The following is an 18,917-nucleotide window of genomic DNA, read 5'->3' on the forward strand; positions in this document are numbered from 1 at the left end:
GAATTGAGACAAGCGCCGGCACCCTGGAAGCAGTGGGGTTGCCGGCCCGCCCGGCCCGGCGTAACGGCCGGGTTGACTACCCCCTAGTGGAGGAAAGGCCTTGAAAGATTTATTAAATCTGGTGAAGTCCCAGGAGCACCTGGAAGAGTTTGATGCGATTCGTATCGGTCTGGCCTCGCCGGACATGATCCGCTCCTGGTCCTACGGCGAAGTGAAGAAGCCGGAGACCATCAACTACCGTACCTTCAAGCCTGAGCGTGAAGGCTTGTTCTGCGCCAAGATCTTCGGCCCGGTTAAAGACTACGAGTGCTTGTGCGGTAAGTACAAGCGCATGAAGCACCGCGGTATTATCTGTGAGAAGTGCGGCGTTGAGGTCACCAAAGCCAAGGTGCGCCGTGAGCGTATGGGCCACATTGAACTGGCCAGCCCGGTTGCGCATATCTGGTTCCTGAAATCCCTGCCATCCCGTATCGGCCTGTTGCTGGATATGACCCTGCGCGATATTGAGCGCGTGCTGTACTTCGAATCCTACGTGGTAACCGAGCCCGGCATGACCACCCTGGAGCGCGGCCAGCTACTGAACGATGAGCAGTACTTTGAGGCGATGGAAGAGTTCGCCGATGAGTTTGAAGCGAAAATGGGTGCCGAGGCTATCCAGGAATTGATGGCAGATATTGAACTGCCGGTTGAGATCCAGCGCCTGCGGGAAGAGATCCCGGCGACCAATTCCGAAACCAAGATCAAGAAACTGTCCAAGCGCCTGAAGCTGCTGGAAGCCTTCTACAAATCCGGTAACAACCCGGAGTGGATGGTAATGAAGGCTTTGCCGGTTCTGCCACCGGATCTGCGTCCGCTGGTGCCGCTGGATGGTGGCCGCTTTGCGACCTCCGATCTAAACGACCTCTACCGTCGTGTGATCAACCGTAACAACCGCCTGAAGCGTCTGCTCGAGTTGAATGCGCCGGACATTATCGTGCGTAACGAAAAGCGCATGCTGCAGGAATCTGTCGATGCACTGTTGGATAACGGCCGTCGCGGCCGCGCTATCACCGGCTCCAACAAGCGCCCGCTGAAGTCCCTGGCTGACATGATTAAAGGTAAGCAGGGTCGCTTCCGTCAGAACCTGCTGGGTAAGCGTGTGGACTACTCCGGTCGTTCCGTGATCGTGGTTGGCCCGACCCTACGCCTGCACCAGTGTGGTCTGCCCAAAAAAATGGCTCTGGAGCTGTTCAAACCGTTTATTTTCGGCAAGCTCGAAACTCGCGGTCTGGCCACTACCATCAAAGCCGCCAAGAAAATGGTGGAGCGCGAAGAGGCCATCGTTTGGGATATCCTCGACGAGGTGATCCGCGAGCACCCGGTACTACTCAACCGAGCACCGACCCTGCACCGTCTGGGTATTCAGGCGTTCGAGCCGGTACTGATTGAAGGTAAGGCGATCCAGCTACATCCGCTGGTTTGTGCTGCCTATAACGCCGACTTCGACGGCGACCAGATGGCGGTACACGTACCTTTGACCATCGAAGCGCAGCTTGAATCCCGCGCGCTGATGATGTCCACCAACAACATCCTGTCGCCCGCCAATGGTGAGCCGATCATCGTACCGTCCCAGGACGTGGTACTGGGCCTGTACTGGATGACCCGAGAGCGCGTCAACGATAAAGGCGAGGGCATGTCCTTCTCCGATATCAAAGAGGTGAGCCGTGCCTTTTATGCCAAGCAGGTTGGCTTACAGGCGAAGGTTAAAGTGCGTATCCGCGAAAATATCGTGGGTGAAGATGGTGAGAAACACGAAACCATCTCTGTACAGGACACCACTGTAGGCCGCGCGCTGCTGTGGAATATTGTCCCGGAAGGCCTGCCCTTCGAGCTGGTTAACCAGCCGATGAAGAAGAAGTCTATTTCCCGTGTACTGAACGAGTGCTACCGCAAGGTGGGCCTGAAGGCGACGGTTATCTTCGCCGACCAGCTGATGTACACCGGTTTTGATTTCTCTACCAAGTCCGGTTCCTCCATTGGTGTGAACGACTTCGAAATCCCGGCGGAGAAAGCTCAGTTGATCGAATCCGCGGAAGCGGAAGTGAAGGAAATTGAAAGCCAGTTTGCCTCCGGTCTGGTAACCCAGGGTGAAAAATACAACAAGGTCATCGATGTTTGGTCCCGTACCAACGATAAGGTGACCCAGGCGATGATGGCGGGGATTAAGAAAGAGAGGGTGACTGACCGAGAGGGCAAAGAGACCCAGCAGGACTCTTTCAACTCTGTTTTCATGTATGCAGACTCCGGTGCACGGGGCTCCGAAGCACAGATTCGTCAGCTCGCTGGTATGCGTGGTCTGATGGCCCGTCCAGACGGCTCCATTATCGAGAACGCCATTACCGCAAACTTCCGTGAAGGTCTGACCGTACAGCAGTACTTCATCTCGACCCACGGTGCTCGTAAAGGTCTGGCGGATACCGCACTGAAAACCGCGAACTCTGGTTATCTGACCCGTCGCTTGGTGGACGTTGCTCAGGACGTGGTAATTACCGAACTGGATTGTGGCACTGACGACGGCCTGACCATGGCGCCGGTGATCGAGGGCGGTGACGTTATCGAATCTCTCGGTGACCGTATCCTCGGTCGTGTTGTGGCTCGCGATGTATTGAAGCCCGGCAGCGATGAAATCGCCGTTTCCGCCGGCACCATGATCGACGAGAAGTGGGTAGAGCGCATCGAAGCCATGGGTATCGATGAGGTTCTGGTTCGCTCCCCGATCACCTGTACTACTGCACACGGTATCTGTGCCCAGTGTTACGGCCGTGACCTGGCCCGAGGCCACCGCGCCAACCCGGGTGAATCTGTGGGCGTTGTTGCCGCACAGTCCATCGGTGAGCCGGGTACCCAGCTGACCATGCGTACCTTCCACATCGGTGGTGCTGCGAGCCGCGCCTCTGCTGCAGACAGCATTCAAGTGAAGCTGGGCGGTACCGTCCGTCTGCACAATGTGAAGACCGTTAAGACTGAAGCTGGCAACCTGGTAGCGGTTTCCCGCTCCGGTGAATTGGCGATTGCCGATAGCGCTGGGCGCGAGCGCGAGCGCTACAAGCTGCCTTACGGTGCTGTAATCAGTGTCTATGAGGGTGCTGAGGTTGATGGTGGCCAGATTGTGGCCAAGTGGGATCCGCACACCCACCCGATCATCACCGAAGTTGCCGGTTGGGTGAAACTGTCCGGTATGGAAGAGGGTCTCTCCATCCGCAAGCAGACCGATGAAATTACCGGTCTGTCCTCGATCGAAATTATCGATCCAGCCGAGCGTCCGGCGGCAGGTAAAGACCTGCGTCCGGCGGTAACTCTGTTGGATGAGAATGGCGAAGAACTGACTCTGGCCAACAGTAATGCGCCTGCGCACTACGCATTGCCGGCGCGTGCGATTCTCAGCCTGAAGAATGGTGACAAGGTGAACGTGGGTGACGTAATCGCACGTATCCCGCAGGAATCTGGCGGTACCAAGGACATCACCGGTGGTCTGCCCCGCGTTGCCGACCTGTTCGAAGCGCGTAAGCCGAAAGAGCCGTCCATCCTGGCGGAAATCTCCGGTACCGTTTCCTTCGGTAAAGAGACCAAAGGCAAGGTGCGTCTGCAGATCACCCCGCGCGACGGCAAGCCACTGGCCAACGGTAAGGACCACTACGAGGTTCTGATTCCGAAGCACCGCCAGCTGACTGTGTTCGAAGGTGAAACTGTAGAGAAGGGCGAGGTTATCTCCGATGGCCCGTCCAACCCGCACGATATTCTGCGTCTGAAAGGCGTTGAAGAACTGGCGCGCTACATCACTAACGAGATCCAGGAAGTTTACCGTCTCCAGGGTGTAGGTATTAACGATAAGCACATCGAGACTATCGTGCGCCAGATGCTGCGCAAGGTGGAAATCCTGGAGATGGGCGATTCCAGCTTAATTAAGGGCGACCAGGTGGAATACCAGCGCGTGATCGAAGAGAACGAGCAGTTGCGCGCCGAAGGCAAACAGCCCGCTCAGTTCGAGCGCCTGTTGCTGGGTATTACCAAAGCGTCTCTGGCCACTGAGTCCTTCCTGTCTGCGGCTTCGTTCCAGGAGACTACCCGCGTTCTGACCGAGGCGGCGGTAACCGGTAAAGAAGATAGCCTGCGCGGTTTGAAAGAGAACGTGGTTGTGGGCCGCTTGATTCCGGCCGGTACCGGTCTGGCCTACCACGCAGAACGCAAGCGCAAGCGCAACCTGCAGCTGGAAGAAACCTTCGGCGAAGGTCCTTCTGCAGCAGAGGTAGAAGCGGCACTGACCGAGGCCCTCAAGTCCTCTGGCGAATAAGGCGTATTCCACTCCATCCGATGATGGAGTGGGGTAGGTCGGGGCACTTCGGTGCTCGATCTGATATTGGCGACTGTCTGTGATGTAAGCACTTACTTCTGTCGCCGATTGACTAGGCGGGTTGTCGCTTATAGAATGCGGCCCCCGCTGATGTGGGGTGTTTCGTTCGGCCTCTCGGTCGGCGCTACACACAGACGACAGGCCCTCACTGTTAGAGGTGGGGGCATTTTATTTTTGGAGTGATTTTTAATGGCAACGATCAACCAGTTGGTTCGTAAGCCGAGAAAACGCAAAGTCGAAAAAAGCGACGTTCCCGCTCTGCAGGCTAGCCCGCAGCGTCGTGGAGTTTGCACTCGCGTGTACACCACTACACCGAAAAAGCCGAACTCCGCACTGCGCAAAGTTTGCCGTGTGCGTCTGACCAACGGTTACGAAGTAACTTCGTACATCGGTGGTGAAGGCCACAACCTGCAGGAGCACAGCGTGGTACTGATTCGCGGCGGTCGTGTAAAAGACCTGCCGGGTGTGCGCTACCACACTGTACGCGGTGCACTTGACTGTGCCGGCGTAAACGATCGCAAGCAGGGCCGTTCTAAATACGGCGCCAAGCGTCCTAAAGGTTAATCGCCTTTAACGATTTGCGTTTCGGTTTCCAACCGGAGTAAGGCTGAGCTCGCCGGATTGTAAGGTTTTACGGCGGCGTCTCAGAATAACCCTGAAGAGAGGCAATTCCCATGCCGAGAAGACGAGTAGTCGCTAAGCGCGAAGTACTGCCCGACCCCAAGTTCGGGAACGTCACCCTAGCCAAGTTCATGAACCACGTCATGATCAGCGGCAAGAAATCAGTAGCAGAGCGCATTGTATACGGTGCCCTTGATACTATTTCTGAAAAATTGAACAAAGACCCGATCGAAGTATTTGAAGAGTCTTTGGAAAACATCGCGCCTATGGTGGAAGTTAAATCCCGCCGTGTTGGTGGTGCGACCTATCAGGTGCCTGTAGAAGTGCGCCCCTCGCGCCGTACGGCTCTGGCAATGCGTTGGCTGGTAGAGTTCTCCCGCAAACGCGGCGAGAAGTCTATGGCTCAGCGCCTGGCCAATGAAATGATCGATGCAGCTCAGAACAAGGGCGGCGCGGTCAAGAAGCGTGAAGATGTACACCGCATGGCGGAAGCCAACAAGGCGTTCTCTCACTACCGCTTCTAAGTCTGATGATTACCAACATCGGAAATTAATACCGAAAGGCAGCACGGAAATTTCCAGGCTGCCTTTTGCCGTTATATCGAGGATACAACTGTGGCACGTAAAACGCCTATCGCACGCTACCGTAACATCGGTATCTGTGCCCACGTAGACGCCGGTAAAACCACCACTACTGAGCGCGTACTTTTCTACACTGGTCTGTCCCACAAAATTGGTGAGGTGCACGAAGGCGCCGCAACCATGGACTGGATGGAGCAGGAGCAGGAGCGTGGTATTACCATCACCTCCGCTGCAACCACCTGTTTCTGGGCTGGCATGCAGCAGCAGTTCGATCAGCACCGCGTAAACATCATCGACACCCCAGGACACGTTGACTTTACCATTGAAGTAGAGCGCTCCTTGCGCGTACTCGACGGCGCGGTTGTTGTACTGTGTGGTTCCTCTGGTGTTCAGCCGCAAACTGAAACCGTTTGGCGCCAGGCCAACAAATACCACGTGCCGCGTATGGTATTCGTGAACAAAATGGATCGCGCCGGTGCGAACTTCCGCAACGTTGTGGACCAGCTGAAAGATCGTTTGAACGCGAACGCCGTACCGCTGCAAATGACCATCGGTGCTGAGGACGAGTTTAAGGGTGTTGTTGACCTGGTGAAAATGAAGGCCATTCTGTGGAATGAAGCCGATCAGGGCATGACCTTCGACTACGCTGACATCCCCGCTGAGCTGCAGGACGAGTGCGACGAAATGCGCGAGTACCTGGTAGAAGCGGCCGCTGAAGCCAGCGAAGAGCTGATGGAAAAATACCTGGAAGAGGGTGAGCTGACCGAAGAAGAGATCAAGGCAGCTATCCGTCAGCGTACCCTGGCCAATGAAATCGTACCGGTTCTGGGCGGCTCTGCGTTCAAGAACAAGGGCGTGCAGGCCATGCTGGACGCGGTTATCGAATACCTGCCGGCGCCGACTGAAGTGAAGGCGATCGAAGGTACTCTGGAAGACGGCGAAACCGTTGAGACTCGCGAAGCCGACGATGACGCTCCGTTCGCCGCTCTGGCGTTCAAAATTGCTACCGACCCCTTCGTTGGTACTCTGACTTTCTTCCGCGTTTACTCCGGTAAGCTGGAGAGCGGTACTGCGGTATACAACTCCGTAAAAATGAAGAAAGAGCGCGTTGGTCGTATGGTGCAGATGCACTCCAACGATCGTAAAGAGATTAAAGAAGTACTGGCGGGTGACATCGCAGCTGCGATTGGTCTGAAAGACGTGACCACTGGTGACACTCTGTGTGCCGAGAGCAACAAAATTGTTCTGGAGCGCATGGAATTCCCAGAGCCGGTAATCTCCGTAGCGGTTGAGCCCAAGTCCAAGCCGGACCAGGAAAAAATGGGTATTGCCCTCGGCAAGCTGGCCCAGGAAGACCCGTCTTTCCGCGTGAAGACCGACGAAGAAACTGGCCAGACCATTATCTCTGGTATGGGTGAGCTGCACCTGGACATCATCGTCGACCGTATGCGTCGCGAGTTCAATGTTGAAGCGAACATCGGTAAGCCTCAGGTGGCCTACCGCGAAGCGATCCGTAACACCTCTGAGATCGAAGGTAAGTTCGTTCGTCAGTCCGGTGGTCGCGGTCAGTTCGGGCACGTTTGGGTGAAATTCGAGCCCGCTGAGGATGAGTCCGCAGAAGGCCTGGAATTCGTTAACGAAATCGTGGGCGGTGCAGTACCTAAGGAATATATCCCTGCGGTATCAAAAGGTATCGAAGAGCAGATGCAAAACGGTGTTCTGGCTGGCTACCCGCTGCTAGGCCTGAAAGCGACTCTGTATGACGGTTCCTACCACGATGTGGACTCCAGTGAAATGGCGTTTAAAATCGCCGGTTCTATGGCGACCAAGAAGCTCTCCTCTGTGGGTGGCGCGGTATTGCTTGAGCCGATGATGAAGGTGGAAGTAGTAACTCCAGAAGAGAACATGGGTGACGTAGTTGGCGACCTCAACCGTCGTCGCGGCCTGATCCAGGGTATGGAAGACAACCCCGCTGGTAAGGTGGTAAACGCAGAAGTGCCTCTGGCAGAGATGTTCGGTTACGCAACCGACCTGCGTTCTGCTACTCAGGGCCGTGCTACCTACACCATGGAATTCCTGAAGTACTCCGAAGCGCCGAAAAACGTTGCCGATGAGATCATCGCCAAGAACAAAGCCTAATTAACTTCTGCTCAAAGGGGGCCGGGCCAACAGCTGGGGCCCCTTTGGCAAACTTTTAGCTAGAGGACATCTAAAGATGGCAAAAGAAAAGTTTGAACGTTCCAAGCCCCACGTGAACGTGGGCACCATCGGTCACGTTGACCACGGTAAAACCACCCTGACCGCTGCTCTGACCCGCGTATGTGCGGAAGTGTGGGGCGGTGACGCTGTTGCTTTTGACGGTATCGACAATGCTCCGGAAGAGCGTGAGCGCGGTATCACCATCGCTACTTCTCACGTTGAGTACGAGTCCCCGACTCGCCACTACGCGCACGTAGACTGCCCGGGACACGCCGACTACGTTAAGAACATGATCACCGGTGCCGCTCAGATGGACGGCGCTATCCTGGTATGTTCCGCAGCTGACGGCCCCATGCCGCAGACTCGTGAGCACATCCTGCTTTCCCGTCAGGTAGGTGTACCTTACATCGTTGTATTCCTGAACAAAGCGGACATGGTAGACGACGAAGAGCTGCTCGAGCTGGTAGAAATGGAAGTTCGCGAACTTCTCGATCAGTACGAGTTCCCAGGTGACGACACTCCGATCATCGTTGGTTCCGCTCTGATGGCCCTGAACGGCGAAGACGACAACGAAATGGGTACTACCGCTGTTAAGAAGCTGGTAGAAACTCTGGACGAGTACATCCCTGAGCCGGAGCGTGCAGTAGATCAGCCGTTCCTGATGCCGATCGAAGACGTATTCTCCATCTCTGGCCGTGGTACCGTAGTAACCGGTCGTGTAGAGCGTGGTGTAATCAACACTGGCGACGAAGTTGAGATCGTTGGTATTAAAGAAACCACCACCACTACCTGTACTGGTGTTGAAATGTTCCGCAAGCTGCTCGACGAAGGTCGTGCTGGTGAGAACATCGGTGCGCTGCTGCGTGGCACCAAGCGTGACGAAGTGGAGCGTGGTCAGGTACTGGCTAAGCCGGGCTCCATCACTCCGCACACCAAGTTCGAAGCGGAAGTGTATATCCTGTCCAAGGACGAAGGTGGTCGTCACACCCCGTTCTTTAAAGGCTACCGTCCTCAGTTCTACTTCCGTACTACCGACGTAACTGGTGCGGTTGAGCTGCCGGAAGGCACTGAAATGGTAATGCCGGGCGACAACATTCAAATGGTTGTTACCCTGATCGCTCCGATCGCCATGGAAGACGGCCTGCGCTTCGCTATCCGCGAAGGTGGTCGTACCGTAGGTGCGGGCGTTGTTGCCAAGATCATTGAGTAATAGTTACTTTTGATCTAAATAAAAAACCGCAGCGGACGCGCTGCGGTTTTTTTTTGCCTGATATTTTTTTGTTTTTTCTCGCCAATACAGCCTGTTAAGTGTTTATTTGAATTGGCTGCTCGGGAGAGTTTTGTGGGCAAGTGCTTGCAAAGAAAAACCGAAAAAAAGGTTGTCGGAGAGGTTCAAGTTTAGCCTCGTAATTTATGATGAGCGTAGCTGTAGTTGTGCAATTTGATAAAGATTTATAAAGGCTTTATTTGAGACATATTTATTCGCGATAGCGTATTGGAGAGAGTTAAATTGGGGGTTGTTTTATCTTGTGTATAGCTTTTTGAGCGTTAGGATTTGCTGTGTTCTCATTGTGGCTCTGCAGGGCTTTAAGTAGCGTAGGTGTCCTGCTTTACAAGCTAAAACCTCTTCAGGGTATGTATTTGTTTTGTGTTTTGCAGAGATGTTTGGGGTGGTTAAAACAAATATCCCTGTGCCCAGCGATTTGCTGGTCTAGCCTGGTAGCTGGTGGGGTGCTTATCTAATTGGATAGGTTAGTGGAAGGCAGTGTTTGCTGGTCAGAATCCTGTGGCTCTGGCTTGAGCAGCACCACAGGATTACATTTCTTTGTGGCGCCTTATTCAGGCAGGTATTTCAAATCCTTCTGTTTCTGGGGCTGCTTATGGCCAGTCCTTACTAAGATCAGCGCTTCGACACCCGGCAAACAGTTTATTGAATTGTGGTCCATTCATTTCTACCAGTTCTTCGTGGTCACCCGCCTCAAAAAAGATCGTCTCACAGCGGCTGAGCCCACTGTCTATCAGGGTAGTAATGCCATAAGCCTGGCCGACAGGGGGTAGGGCGCCCAGCTCGCAGTCTGGGAAGATCGACCCCAGCTCATTTTCTGCAACCATCTCCAGGTCGTTGCGGCCGGTTTCAGTGTGCACTGCGCGTAGATCCAGGCTGCTGCTGGCGGGTATTACCGCCATCACGAACCCCTCCTTATCGCGCAACAGGATTGCCTTGGCTACCTGGTCTTCGCGCACATGAGCAGCGTGGGCGCTCTCTCGACTGGTGCGTGTGTGGGGATGCTGTATTAGGTGGTAGTCAACTGACTGGTCATTCAAGTATTGACTTAATCTCGCAGCAATAGTCATGTCGTTACCCTCGATTTACCTAAGGTACTCCATTGTAGTTTGAGCCGATTGAAATTTGATCATGCTGTACAGTTGACAGCCTCTTGTGCGCCCCGTAGAATTCGCGCTCCTTTTCGCCCGCCCTCGGGGTTGCGAGAAAGGACGTTCTTTAGTTCATAAGTTGGAGTTTGATTCCATGCAGGGTCAACGTATCCGAATTCGCCTGAAGGCCTTCGATCACAAGCTGATCGACGCGTCTACTCAGGAGATCGTAGAGACGGCTAAGCGCACTGGCGCACAAGTTCGCGGTCCTATCCCGCTGCCGACTCGCAAAGAGAAGTACACCGTACTGATTTCCCCGCACGTTAATAAAGACGCTCGCGACCAGTATGAGATCCGTACTCACAAGCGTTTGCTGGACATCGTTGAGCCTACCGAGAAAACCGTCGACGCGCTGATGAAGCTCGATCTGGCGGCCGGTGTTGAGGTCCAAATTAGTCTCGGCTAAACACTTTTAACTAACTACCGAACCCCAGGCGAAAAAGGTCTGGGTAGTGTAACGCTCTGAAATTGGGCGGCCGCAGTGGGTTAAAGCCCCGTGCACTGAGAGGTTAATAAGATGACTATAGGTATTGTCGGCCGCAAGAGCGGCATGACTCGCGTCTTCACTGAAGATGGCGTATCCATTCCGGTAACCGTTGTTGAGGTTGCTCCGAATCGCGTCACCCAGGTGAAAACTGTGGAAACCGATGGCTATGCCGCTGTTCAAGTAGCAGTGGGTAACCGTAAGGCTTCCCGTGTCTCCAAGCCCGAAGCGGGCCACTTCGCCAAAGCCAATGTAGAGGCTGGCACTAATCTTTTCGAACTGCGTACTGACGCTTCCGAAGAGACTTTCGAAATCGGTTCTGAAATCACTGTAAGCAGCTTTGAAGCTGGCCAGAAGATCGATGTAACCGGCACTTCCAAGGGTAAAGGCTTCCAGGGTGGCGTTAAGCGCTGGAACTTCCGCACTCAGGACGCAACCCACGGTAACTCCCTGTCTCACCGCGCTCCCGGTTCTATCGGTCAGTGCCAGACTCCTGGCCGCGTATGGAAAGGCAAGAAAATGGCCGGACACATGGGTGCTGAGCGTGTAACCGTGCAGAACCTGGAAGTAGTTCGTGTCGATGCCGAACGCAACCTGCTGCTGGTTAAAGGCGCTGTTCCCGGTGCTCCCGGTGGCAACGTTATCGTTCGTCCGGCAGTAAAAGCCTAAGTCTGAGGGGAATTAGATATGGAACTGAATATCGCTACTCCCGAAGGCGCTAAAGGCACAGTAGCTGTCTCTGAAGTGACTTTCGGACGTGAGTTCAACCAAGATCTGGTACACCAGGCAGTTGTCGCCTACATGGCTGGCGCTCGTCAGGGTACCAAGGCGCAGAAGAACCGTTCTGATGTTTCCGGTGGTGGTAAAAAGCCCTGGCGCCAAAAAGGTACTGGCCGCGCACGTGCCGGTACTATCCGCAGCCCGCTGTGGCGCTCCGGTGGTGTAACTTTCGCCGCTGACCCGCGTGATCACAGCGTTAAGCTGAACAAAAAGATGTACCGCGCTGCACTGCGCTGCATCCTGTCTGAGCTGGCTCGTCAGGAGCGCTTGATAGTGGTTGAGTCCTTCGATGTGGACGCGCCCAAGACCAAGCAACTGGTTAGCAAACTGGCTCAGTTTGACCTGTCCGATGCGCTGATCGTGACTGAAGAGGTTAGCGAAAACCTGTACCTGGCCGCTCGCAACTTGCACAAAATCGATGTTCGTGATGTGCAGGCGATCGATCCAGTAAGCCTGATTCGCTTTGATAAGGTCGTGGTTACCGTTTCTGCGCTCAAGAAAATTGAAGAGGTGCTGGGATGAACCAAGAGCGACTCTACAAAGTACTGCTGGGCCCGGTAATTTCCGAAAAAGCTGCTGTGCTGGCCGATAGCGCCAACCAAGTAGTTTTCAAGGTTTCCACCGATGCCGAAAAAGCTGAGATCAAGGCCGCGGTTGAAAAGCTGTTTAACGTTTCTGTTGAGCAGGTTCGCACCGTGAACGTTAAAGGTAAAACCAAGCGTACCCGCTACGGCATGGGCCGTCGCAGCGATTGGAAAAAAGCCTACGTTCGCCTGGCCGAAGGCAGCGACATCAACTTTGAAGCTGCTGAGTAAAGGGGACTGTTACAATGGCAATTGTAAAAACAAAACCGACCTCCGCCGGCCGTCGACACCTGGTTAAGGTTGTTAACCCCGACCTGCACAAGGGTGCTCCTTACGCTCCTCTTTTAGAGAGCAAGAGCAAAAGCGGTGGCCGTAACAACAACGGTCGTATCACCACTCGTCATATCGGCGGTGGTCACAAGCAGCACTACCGCGTAATCGACTTCAAGCGCAACAAAGACGGTATCCCCGCTAAAGTTGAGCGTCTGGAGTACGATCCCAACCGCAGCGCACATATCGCTCTGGTTTGTTACGCGGATGGTGAGCGTCGTTACATTATCGCACCGAAAGGCCTTAAGGCTGGCGCCACCATTCAGTCCGGCGATGCCGCACCGATTGCTGTGGGCAACACCCTGCCTCTGCGCAACGTTCCGGTGGGTTCTGTAATTCACGGTATCGAGCTGAAGCCTGGTAAAGGCGCTCAGTTGGCCCGCTCTGCGGGTGCTTCTGTACAGCTGGTAGCCCGTGAAGGCCAGTACGCGACTATTCGTCTGCGTTCCGGCGAAATGCGCAAGGTTCTCGCTGAGTGCCGCGCAACCCTGGGTGAAGTGAGCAACTCCGAGCACAGCCTGCGCAAGCTGGGTAAAGCTGGTGCTGCACGCTGGCGTGGTGTTCGTCCTACCGTTCGCGGTGTGGCGATGAACCCGGTAGATCACCCGCACGGTGGTGGTGAAGGTCGTACCTCTGGTGGCCGTCACCCTGTTACTCCGTGGGGCGTTCCGACCAAGGGTAAGAAAACGCGCAAGAACAAGCGCACCGATAAGATGATTGTACGTCGTCGCGGCAAGTAAGCCGCGCGATGTCTGAGCAGCTAGAGAGGAATCGACAGTGCCACGCTCATTAAAAAAAGGTCCCTTTATTGATCTGCATTTGATCAAGAAGGTGGAGGCGGCGATTGAAGCAAACGATCGTCGACCGATTAAAACCTGGTCCCGCCGTTCCATGATTATGCCGGAAATGGTTGGACTGACGATTGCCGTTCACAACGGTCGTCAACACGTGCCCGTTTTGGTTAACGAAGAAATGGTTGGCCATAAACTGGGCGAGTTCGCTGCTACCCGCACTTACCGCGGTCACGCTGCGGACAAGAAAGCGAAGAAGCGCTAAGCCGAGGTTAAAAAGATGGAAGTAGCAGCAAAATTACGCGGCGCACGTCTATCGGCGCAAAAGGCGCGACTGGTAGCTGATCAGGTTCGCGGCAAAGGCGTTGAAGAAGCCCTGGATATTCTTGCATTTAGCAATAAAAAGGGTGCGGCGATCGTCAAGAAAGTACTGGAATCGGCCATTGCCAACGCTGAGCACAACGAAGGTGCTGACGTTGACGAGCTGAAGGTTTCCACAATTTTTGTGGACGAAGGTATGACCATGAAGCGCATTAAACCGCGTGCGAAAGGTCGTGCAGATCGCATTCTTAAGCGTACTTGTCACATCACTGTGAAAGTGGCCGAGAAATAAGAGAGCAGGCGAGAAAACCATGGGACAAAAAGTACATCCTACCGGCATTCGTCTGGGTATCGTTAAAAAGCATACCTCTGTGTGGTATGCCGGCAGCGACGAGTACGCAGACAAGCTGTACACGGATCTGAAAGTTCGCGAATTTATTCGCAAAAAACTGGCCCACGCTTCTGTGAGTCGTATCGAGATCGAACGTCCGGCGAACACCGCTCGTGTGACTATTCACACTGCGCGTCCGGGTATCGTGATCGGTAAAAAAGGTGAAGACGTAGAACGTCTGCGCAACGCTGTTAGTGCGCAGATGGGCGTACCTGTGCACATCGACATCGAAGAAGTGCGCAAGCCTGATATGGACGCCGCTCTGGTTGGCCAGAACGTTGCCCAGCAGCTGGAACGCCGCGTTATGTTCCGTCGCGCGATGAAGCGCGCCGTACAGAACGCTATGCGTCAGGGCGCCGAAGGTATCAAAATTCAGGTAAGTGGTCGTCTCGGTGGTGCGGAAATCGCACGTACCGAATGGTACCGCGAAGGTCGTGTGCCTCTGCACACCCTGCGTGCCAACATCGACTACGCCACTGCTGAAGCGATGACTACCTACGGCATCATCGGTATCAAGGTGTGGATCTTTAAAGGCGAAGTCATCGGTGACGAAATGCCCGATGAGAAGCCGGCTAAGACCCGCAAGAAAGCTGCTAAATAAGGGGTACGCAGATGCTGCAACCAAAGCGTACAAAATTCCGCAAGGTACAGAAGGGTCGCAACCGCGGTCTTTCTCAGCGCGGCTCTAAAGTGAGCTTTGGCGAGTTTGGCCTCAAGGCCATCGGTCGCGGTCGCATTACTGCGCGCCAGATCGAAGCGGCTCGTCGCGCAATGACTCGTCACGTTAAACGTGGCGGCAAAATCTGGATTCGCGTGTTTCCGGACAAGCCAATTACCAATAAGCCCCTCGAAGTCCGTATGGGTAAAGGTAAAGGTGGCGTTGAATACTGGGTAGCTCAGATCCAGCCGGGCAAAGTCCTCTATGAGATGGAGGGTGTGTCCGAGGAGCTGGCTCGTGAGGCTTTCGCACTTGCTGCGGCCAAGCTGCCTGTAAAAACAACTTTCGTTAAGCGTTCGGTGATGTAATGAAGACTGCAGATCTACGCGAAAAGTCAGTTGAAGAGCTGAACCAGGAACTGCTGAACCAGCTCGAAGCTCAATTCAAGCTTCGTATGCAAAAGTCCACCGGTCAGCTGGCTCAGACTCATCTGCTGAAGCAGACTCGTCGCGACATTGCTCGCATAAAGACTGTGTTGACCGAGAAGGCAGGTAACTAATCATGGCTGAAGCAAAACTGAAGCGTACTCTGACCGGTAAGGTCGTGAGTGACAAGATGGATAAAACCATCACCGTTTTGATCGAGCGCCGTGTTAAGCACCCGATCTACGGCAAAATTGTAAACAAGTCCACAAAGCTTAAGGCACATGACGAGAACAATGATTGCAGCATCGGCGATGTTGTAACCATCGAGGAATCTCGTCCGCTGTCCAAGAGCAAATCTTGGGCTTTGCAGAAAATTGTAGAGCGTGCGGCGAAGGTATAACCCCTAGCGCATTGACTGCCGAATTGAAAGGTTTCGGAGAGAGACAATGATTCAAGCGGAATCCTACTTAGAAGTAGCTGACAACAGTGGGGCTCGCCGCGTCATGTGCATCAAGGTGCTGGGCGGCTCCCATCGTCGTTATGCCGGCGTGGGCGACATTATTAAGGTAACCGTTAAGGAAGCCATTCCCCGCGGTAAAGTGAAGAAAGGTCAGGTAATGAACGCCGTAGTGGTTCGCACCAAAAAAGGTGTGCGTCGCGCGGACGGTTCCCTGATTAAATTTGACGATAACGCAGCGGTGCTGCTGAACCAGCAACTGGCGCCGGTTGGCACCCGTATTTTTGGTCCGGTAACTCGCGAATTGCGCGGTGAGAAGTTCATGAAGATCATCTCCCTCGCTCCCGAAGTTATCTAGGCCTCGAGCGGAGAAGAGTTATGCGCAAGATCAAGCGTGACGACGAAGTGATCGTTATCGCCGGTCGTGACAAGGGCAAACGTGGTTCAGTACGTAAAGTACTGAACGACGGCCGCCTGATTGTCTCCGGCATACAGATGATCAAAAAGCACCAAAAGCCAAACCCACAGATGGGTATTGCGGGTGGCATCGTTGAGAAAGAAGCTGCTATCCAAGCTTCCAACGTAGCCATCTTCAACCCTAACACCCAGAAGGCTGACCGGGTGGGCTTTAAAGTACTGGAAGACGGCACTAAGATTCGCGTCTTCAAATCCAGCGGCGAAGCCATCTAAGGCTCTTGACGCAAAAGCAGGTTGGTAGATCATGGCAAAGCTTAAAGAGCTCTACACTAAGGACCTCGTGGCCAAGCTAAAAGAAGAGCTTGGTCTCGAGAATGTGATGGCAGTGCCGCGCATCACCAAGATCACCATCAACATGGGTGTTGGTGAAGCGATTGGTGATAAGAAGGTGCTGGAGCACGCTGTCAACGATATGACAGCAATTACTGGTCAAAAGCCCATCGTTACTAAAGCGCGCAAATCTATTGCGGGCTTTAAGATTCGCGACGGTTGGCCGATCGGCTGCAAGGTAACTCTGCGCGGTGAGCGCATGTATGAGTTCCTGGAGCGTTTGGTTGATATCGCGATTCCTCGTATCCGCGACTTCCGTGGCATTAGCCCGAAGCAGTTCGACGGCCGCGGTAACTTCTCTATGGGCGTGACTGAGCAAATCATCTTCCCGGAAATTGACTACGACAAAGTAGACAAGCTCCGCGGTCTGGATATTTGTATTACCACTACAGCTGCAAACGACGATCAAGGTCGTGCGCTGCTGAAAGCGTTCAACTTCCCTTTCAAGGGTTAAGAGGATTCCATGGCGAAGAAATCCATGATTGCGCGCGAAAATAAGCGCGCTCGAACCGCAGCTAAGTACGCCGAAAAGCGTCAAGAGCTGAAGGCGATCATCGCCAGTTCCACTGCTTCCGAAGAGGAGCAGTGGGAGGCTCAACTCAAGCTGCAGAAAATGCCGCGCGATGCAAGCCCGGTACGTCAGCAACGCCGCTGTCGTATTACTGGTCGCCCCCACGCTGTATACCGCAAGTTCGGCCTGTGCCGTAACAAGCTTCGCGAAGCTGCGATGCGTGGTGATGTTCCTGGCCTCGTGAAGTCCAGCTGGTAATTACCAGCTGGTTTAAGGCAGATTTGAGGAGTCTCATAAGATGAGTATGCAAGATCCGTTGGCAGATATGCTGACTCGCATCCGCAATGCCCTGGCACGCGGAAAGGCGGAAGTCACCCTGCCATCATCCAAACTGAAAGTAGCAGTGGCCAAAGTCCTAAAAGACGAAGGTTACGTTACTGATTTAAATGTAAGCGAAGGCGCAAAGCCGGAACTGACCATTGCTCTGAAATACTTCCAGGGCAAGCCGGTTATTGCCGAGCTGAATCGCGTTTCCCGTCCGGGCCTGCGCGCTTACACTGGTAAAAAAGCTCTGCCTACCGTACGCGGTGGCCTGGGTATCGCGATCGTTTCCACCTCTAATGGTGTGATGACTGATCGCGCTGCACGCCAGGCTGGTGTCGGTGGCGAAGTGCTTTGCACCGTATTCTAAGCGGGGGTTGCAATGTCTCGAGTAGCAAATAGTCCGGTAGTTCTCCCCGCAGGTGTTACCGTAGACCTGAAAGGTCAGAACATCGCTGTTAAAGGCGGTATCGGTAACCTGGATATGGTTATTCACGGTGATGTAGAAGTAAGCCAGGCTGAAAGCCAGCTGACTTTTGCCGCGCGCAATAACTCCAAACAGGCCAAAGCGCTGGCGGGTACTACCCGTGCTCTGGTCAATAACATGGTGATAGGCGTAAGCAAGGGCTTCGAGAAGAAGCTGCAGTTGCTGGGTGTTGGTTATCGTGCGAAAGCCGCCGGTAAAGCGGTTAACCTTACCCTGGGCTTCTCCCATCCGATCGATTATCAGTTGCCGGAAGGTGTGACTGCGGAAACGCCATCCCAGACTGAAATCGTACTTAAGAGCAGCAATAAACAGCTGCTGGGCCAAGTGGCCGCTGAGATCCGTGCGTTCCGTCCGCCGGAGCCCTACAAAGGTAAGGGTGTCCGTTATGCCGATGAACGCGTGTATCGCAAAGAGGCCAAGAAGAAGTAAATAGGGCATAGATATGAACGTTAAGAAAGCATCTCGCTTGCGTCGTGCACGTCGTGCCCGCGCCAAGATCCGTGAGCTGGGCGCCGTTCGCCTCACCGTGAACCGCACACCGCGTCACATTTACGCACAGATCCTGTCTGCCGAAGGCAATGCGGTATTGGCTTCCGCCTCTACCCTGGACAAGGACCTGCGCGAAGGTAAAACCGGTAACGTCGACGCCGCTTCCGCGGTTGGCAAACTGATCGCTGAGCGCGCGAAAGCCGCTGGTGTTGAAGAAGTTGCCTTCGATCGCAGTGGCTTCAAGTTCCATGGCCGTGTAAAGGCTCTGGCTGACGCTGCCCGCGAAGCCGGTCTGAAATTCTAAGGGTTGAGTTATGGCTAGAGAGAAAGACAAAAGCAACGACGAAGGCCTGCAGGAGAAGCTGGTCCAGGTCAATCGCGTTGCCAAGACTGTTAAAGGTGGTCGTATCTTCGCCTTTACCGCACTGACCGTAGTTGGTGACGGCAATGGCCGTGTCGGTTTCGGGCGTGGCAAGGCGCGTGAAGTGCCTGTTGCGATCCAGAAAGCGATGGAAGCTGCACGCCGCAACATGATCCAGGTAGAGCTGAATGGTGACACCATCCAGTACGCTACCAATGGTCGCCACGGCGGTTCCAAGGTTTACATGCAGCCCGCCTCCCAGGGTACCGGTGTAATTGCCGGCGGTGCCATGCGCTCCGTACTGGAAATGGCTGGTGTACACAACGTACTGGCTAAGTGCTACGGCTCCACCAACCCGGTGAACGTAGTACGTGCAACTTTCAAAGCTCTGGATCAAATGCAGAGCCCGGAAGATGTAGCTGCCAAGCGCGGTAAATCAGTCGAAGAGATTCTGGGCTAATCACAGCCCAGATTTAAGGTTATTGGTGGGTTA

Annotated in this window: 25 protein-coding genes; 24 read left to right on the forward strand and 1 reads right to left on the reverse strand. The window is 54.3% G+C overall.

The window, feature by feature from the left end:
* Positions 1 to 100 precede the first annotated feature (100 nt).
* The 5 genes from rpoC (at position 101) to tuf (ending at position 9,001) form a co-directional block, all read left to right on the forward strand.
* Complete coding sequence (gene rpoC, locus MJO52_RS02500) at positions 101 to 4,330, forward strand: DNA-directed RNA polymerase subunit beta' (RefSeq protein ID WP_252084409.1); 4,230 nt, start codon at positions 101 to 103, stop codon at positions 4,328 to 4,330.
* 249 nt (positions 4,331 to 4,579) lie between these two features.
* The gene (rpsL, locus tag MJO52_RS02505) at positions 4,580 to 4,954 is read left to right on the forward strand and encodes a 30S ribosomal protein S12 (RefSeq protein ID WP_067150990.1); all 375 of its coding nucleotides are present in this window, start codon (positions 4,580 to 4,582) and stop codon (positions 4,952 to 4,954) included.
* Between the two features lie 110 nt (positions 4,955 to 5,064).
* Complete coding sequence (gene rpsG / locus MJO52_RS02510; RefSeq protein ID WP_143729448.1) at positions 5,065 to 5,535, forward strand: 30S ribosomal protein S7; 471 nt, start codon at positions 5,065 to 5,067, stop codon at positions 5,533 to 5,535.
* 90 nt (positions 5,536 to 5,625) lie between these two features.
* Positions 5,626 to 7,731 (forward strand): elongation factor G, encoded by a 2,106-nt coding sequence (fusA, locus tag MJO52_RS02515; protein ID WP_252084410.1) that lies wholly within the window; start codon positions 5,626 to 5,628, stop codon positions 7,729 to 7,731.
* A gap of 76 nt (positions 7,732 to 7,807) precedes the next feature.
* Positions 7,808 to 9,001 carry an elongation factor Tu gene (gene tuf, locus MJO52_RS02520; RefSeq protein WP_252084404.1) on the forward strand — a complete coding sequence of 398 codons (1,194 nt, stop codon included), beginning with the start codon at positions 7,808 to 7,810 and terminating at the stop codon, positions 8,999 to 9,001.
* A 668-nt stretch (positions 9,002 to 9,669) separates the two neighbouring features.
* On the opposite strand, the gene MJO52_RS02525 is transcribed toward tuf, so the two are convergent.
* Positions 9,670 to 10,146, reverse strand: coding sequence for an aminoacyl-tRNA deacylase (locus tag MJO52_RS02525; protein WP_252084411.1), 477 nt, complete (start codon positions 10,144 to 10,146; stop codon positions 9,670 to 9,672).
* Between the two features lie 175 nt (positions 10,147 to 10,321).
* Between MJO52_RS02525 and rpsJ the strand changes: the two genes are divergently transcribed.
* The 19 genes from rpsJ (at position 10,322) to rpsE (ending at position 18,884) form a co-directional block, all read left to right on the forward strand.
* Entirely contained in the window at positions 10,322 to 10,633 is a 312-nt protein-coding gene (rpsJ, locus tag MJO52_RS02530; RefSeq protein ID WP_010133849.1) for a 30S ribosomal protein S10, read from the forward strand.
* A 111-nt stretch (positions 10,634 to 10,744) separates the two neighbouring features.
* Complete coding sequence (gene rplC / locus MJO52_RS02535; RefSeq protein ID WP_252084412.1) at positions 10,745 to 11,380, forward strand: 50S ribosomal protein L3; 636 nt, start codon at positions 10,745 to 10,747, stop codon at positions 11,378 to 11,380.
* Between the two features lie 18 nt (positions 11,381 to 11,398).
* The gene (gene rplD / locus MJO52_RS02540; RefSeq protein WP_252084413.1) at positions 11,399 to 12,013 is read left to right on the forward strand and encodes a 50S ribosomal protein L4; all 615 of its coding nucleotides are present in this window, start codon (positions 11,399 to 11,401) and stop codon (positions 12,011 to 12,013) included.
* Entirely contained in the window at positions 12,010 to 12,306 is a 297-nt protein-coding gene (gene rplW / locus MJO52_RS02545) for a 50S ribosomal protein L23 (protein ID WP_152451143.1), read from the forward strand. The genes rplD and rplW overlap by 4 nt, the downstream gene beginning before the upstream one ends.
* A gap of 14 nt (positions 12,307 to 12,320) precedes the next feature.
* Positions 12,321 to 13,145, forward strand: a complete 825-nt coding sequence (gene rplB / locus MJO52_RS02550) for a 50S ribosomal protein L2 (RefSeq protein WP_020411387.1) — start codon at positions 12,321 to 12,323, stop codon at positions 13,143 to 13,145.
* A 37-nt stretch (positions 13,146 to 13,182) separates the two neighbouring features.
* Positions 13,183 to 13,461: a 30S ribosomal protein S19 gene (gene rpsS / locus MJO52_RS02555; protein ID WP_020411388.1), complete on the forward strand. Its 279-nt coding sequence runs from the start codon at positions 13,183 to 13,185 to the stop codon at positions 13,459 to 13,461.
* Between the two features lie 15 nt (positions 13,462 to 13,476).
* The gene (gene rplV, locus MJO52_RS02560; RefSeq protein ID WP_020411389.1) at positions 13,477 to 13,809 is read left to right on the forward strand and encodes a 50S ribosomal protein L22; all 333 of its coding nucleotides are present in this window, start codon (positions 13,477 to 13,479) and stop codon (positions 13,807 to 13,809) included.
* A gap of 19 nt (positions 13,810 to 13,828) precedes the next feature.
* Positions 13,829 to 14,509 carry a 30S ribosomal protein S3 gene (gene rpsC, locus MJO52_RS02565; RefSeq protein ID WP_252084414.1) on the forward strand — a complete coding sequence of 227 codons (681 nt, stop codon included), beginning with the start codon at positions 13,829 to 13,831 and terminating at the stop codon, positions 14,507 to 14,509.
* A gap of 11 nt (positions 14,510 to 14,520) precedes the next feature.
* Positions 14,521 to 14,934 carry a 50S ribosomal protein L16 gene (rplP, locus tag MJO52_RS02570; protein ID WP_020411391.1) on the forward strand — a complete coding sequence of 138 codons (414 nt, stop codon included), beginning with the start codon at positions 14,521 to 14,523 and terminating at the stop codon, positions 14,932 to 14,934.
* A complete protein-coding gene (rpmC, locus tag MJO52_RS02575) occupies positions 14,934 to 15,125 on the forward strand; it encodes a 50S ribosomal protein L29 (RefSeq protein ID WP_020411392.1) in 192 nt (63 codons plus the stop codon). The genes rplP and rpmC overlap by 1 nt, the downstream gene beginning before the upstream one ends.
* 2 nt (positions 15,126 to 15,127) lie before the next feature.
* Complete coding sequence (gene rpsQ, locus MJO52_RS02580; RefSeq protein WP_108731660.1) at positions 15,128 to 15,391, forward strand: 30S ribosomal protein S17; 264 nt, start codon at positions 15,128 to 15,130, stop codon at positions 15,389 to 15,391.
* 46 nt (positions 15,392 to 15,437) lie between these two features.
* On the forward strand, positions 15,438 to 15,806 hold the full coding sequence (gene rplN / locus MJO52_RS02585; protein ID WP_067151032.1) for a 50S ribosomal protein L14: 369 nt from the start codon (positions 15,438 to 15,440) through the stop codon (positions 15,804 to 15,806).
* 20 nt (positions 15,807 to 15,826) lie between these two features.
* Entirely contained in the window at positions 15,827 to 16,138 is a 312-nt protein-coding gene (gene rplX / locus MJO52_RS02590; RefSeq protein ID WP_108731661.1) for a 50S ribosomal protein L24, read from the forward strand.
* A 31-nt stretch (positions 16,139 to 16,169) separates the two neighbouring features.
* Entirely contained in the window at positions 16,170 to 16,709 is a 540-nt protein-coding gene (rplE, locus tag MJO52_RS02595; RefSeq protein ID WP_020411396.1) for a 50S ribosomal protein L5, read from the forward strand.
* A gap of 9 nt (positions 16,710 to 16,718) precedes the next feature.
* The gene (rpsN, locus tag MJO52_RS02600; protein ID WP_020411397.1) at positions 16,719 to 17,024 is read left to right on the forward strand and encodes a 30S ribosomal protein S14; all 306 of its coding nucleotides are present in this window, start codon (positions 16,719 to 16,721) and stop codon (positions 17,022 to 17,024) included.
* Between the two features lie 40 nt (positions 17,025 to 17,064).
* Entirely contained in the window at positions 17,065 to 17,457 is a 393-nt protein-coding gene (gene rpsH, locus MJO52_RS02605) for a 30S ribosomal protein S8 (RefSeq protein ID WP_252084415.1), read from the forward strand.
* Positions 17,458 to 17,469: 12 nt separating this feature from the next.
* Entirely contained in the window at positions 17,470 to 18,003 is a 534-nt protein-coding gene (rplF, locus tag MJO52_RS02610; RefSeq protein ID WP_252084416.1) for a 50S ribosomal protein L6, read from the forward strand.
* Between the two features lie 13 nt (positions 18,004 to 18,016).
* A complete protein-coding gene (gene rplR / locus MJO52_RS02615; RefSeq protein ID WP_252084417.1) occupies positions 18,017 to 18,367 on the forward strand; it encodes a 50S ribosomal protein L18 in 351 nt (116 codons plus the stop codon).
* 10 nt (positions 18,368 to 18,377) lie between these two features.
* Positions 18,378 to 18,884 (forward strand): 30S ribosomal protein S5, encoded by a 507-nt coding sequence (gene rpsE / locus MJO52_RS02620; RefSeq protein ID WP_252084418.1) that lies wholly within the window; start codon positions 18,378 to 18,380, stop codon positions 18,882 to 18,884.
* Positions 18,885 to 18,917 lie beyond the last annotated feature (33 nt).

It is taken from the genome of Microbulbifer variabilis, from assembly GCF_023716485.1.
In the GTDB taxonomy this organism is placed as follows: Bacteria; Pseudomonadota; Gammaproteobacteria; order Pseudomonadales; family Cellvibrionaceae; genus Microbulbifer; species Microbulbifer variabilis_B.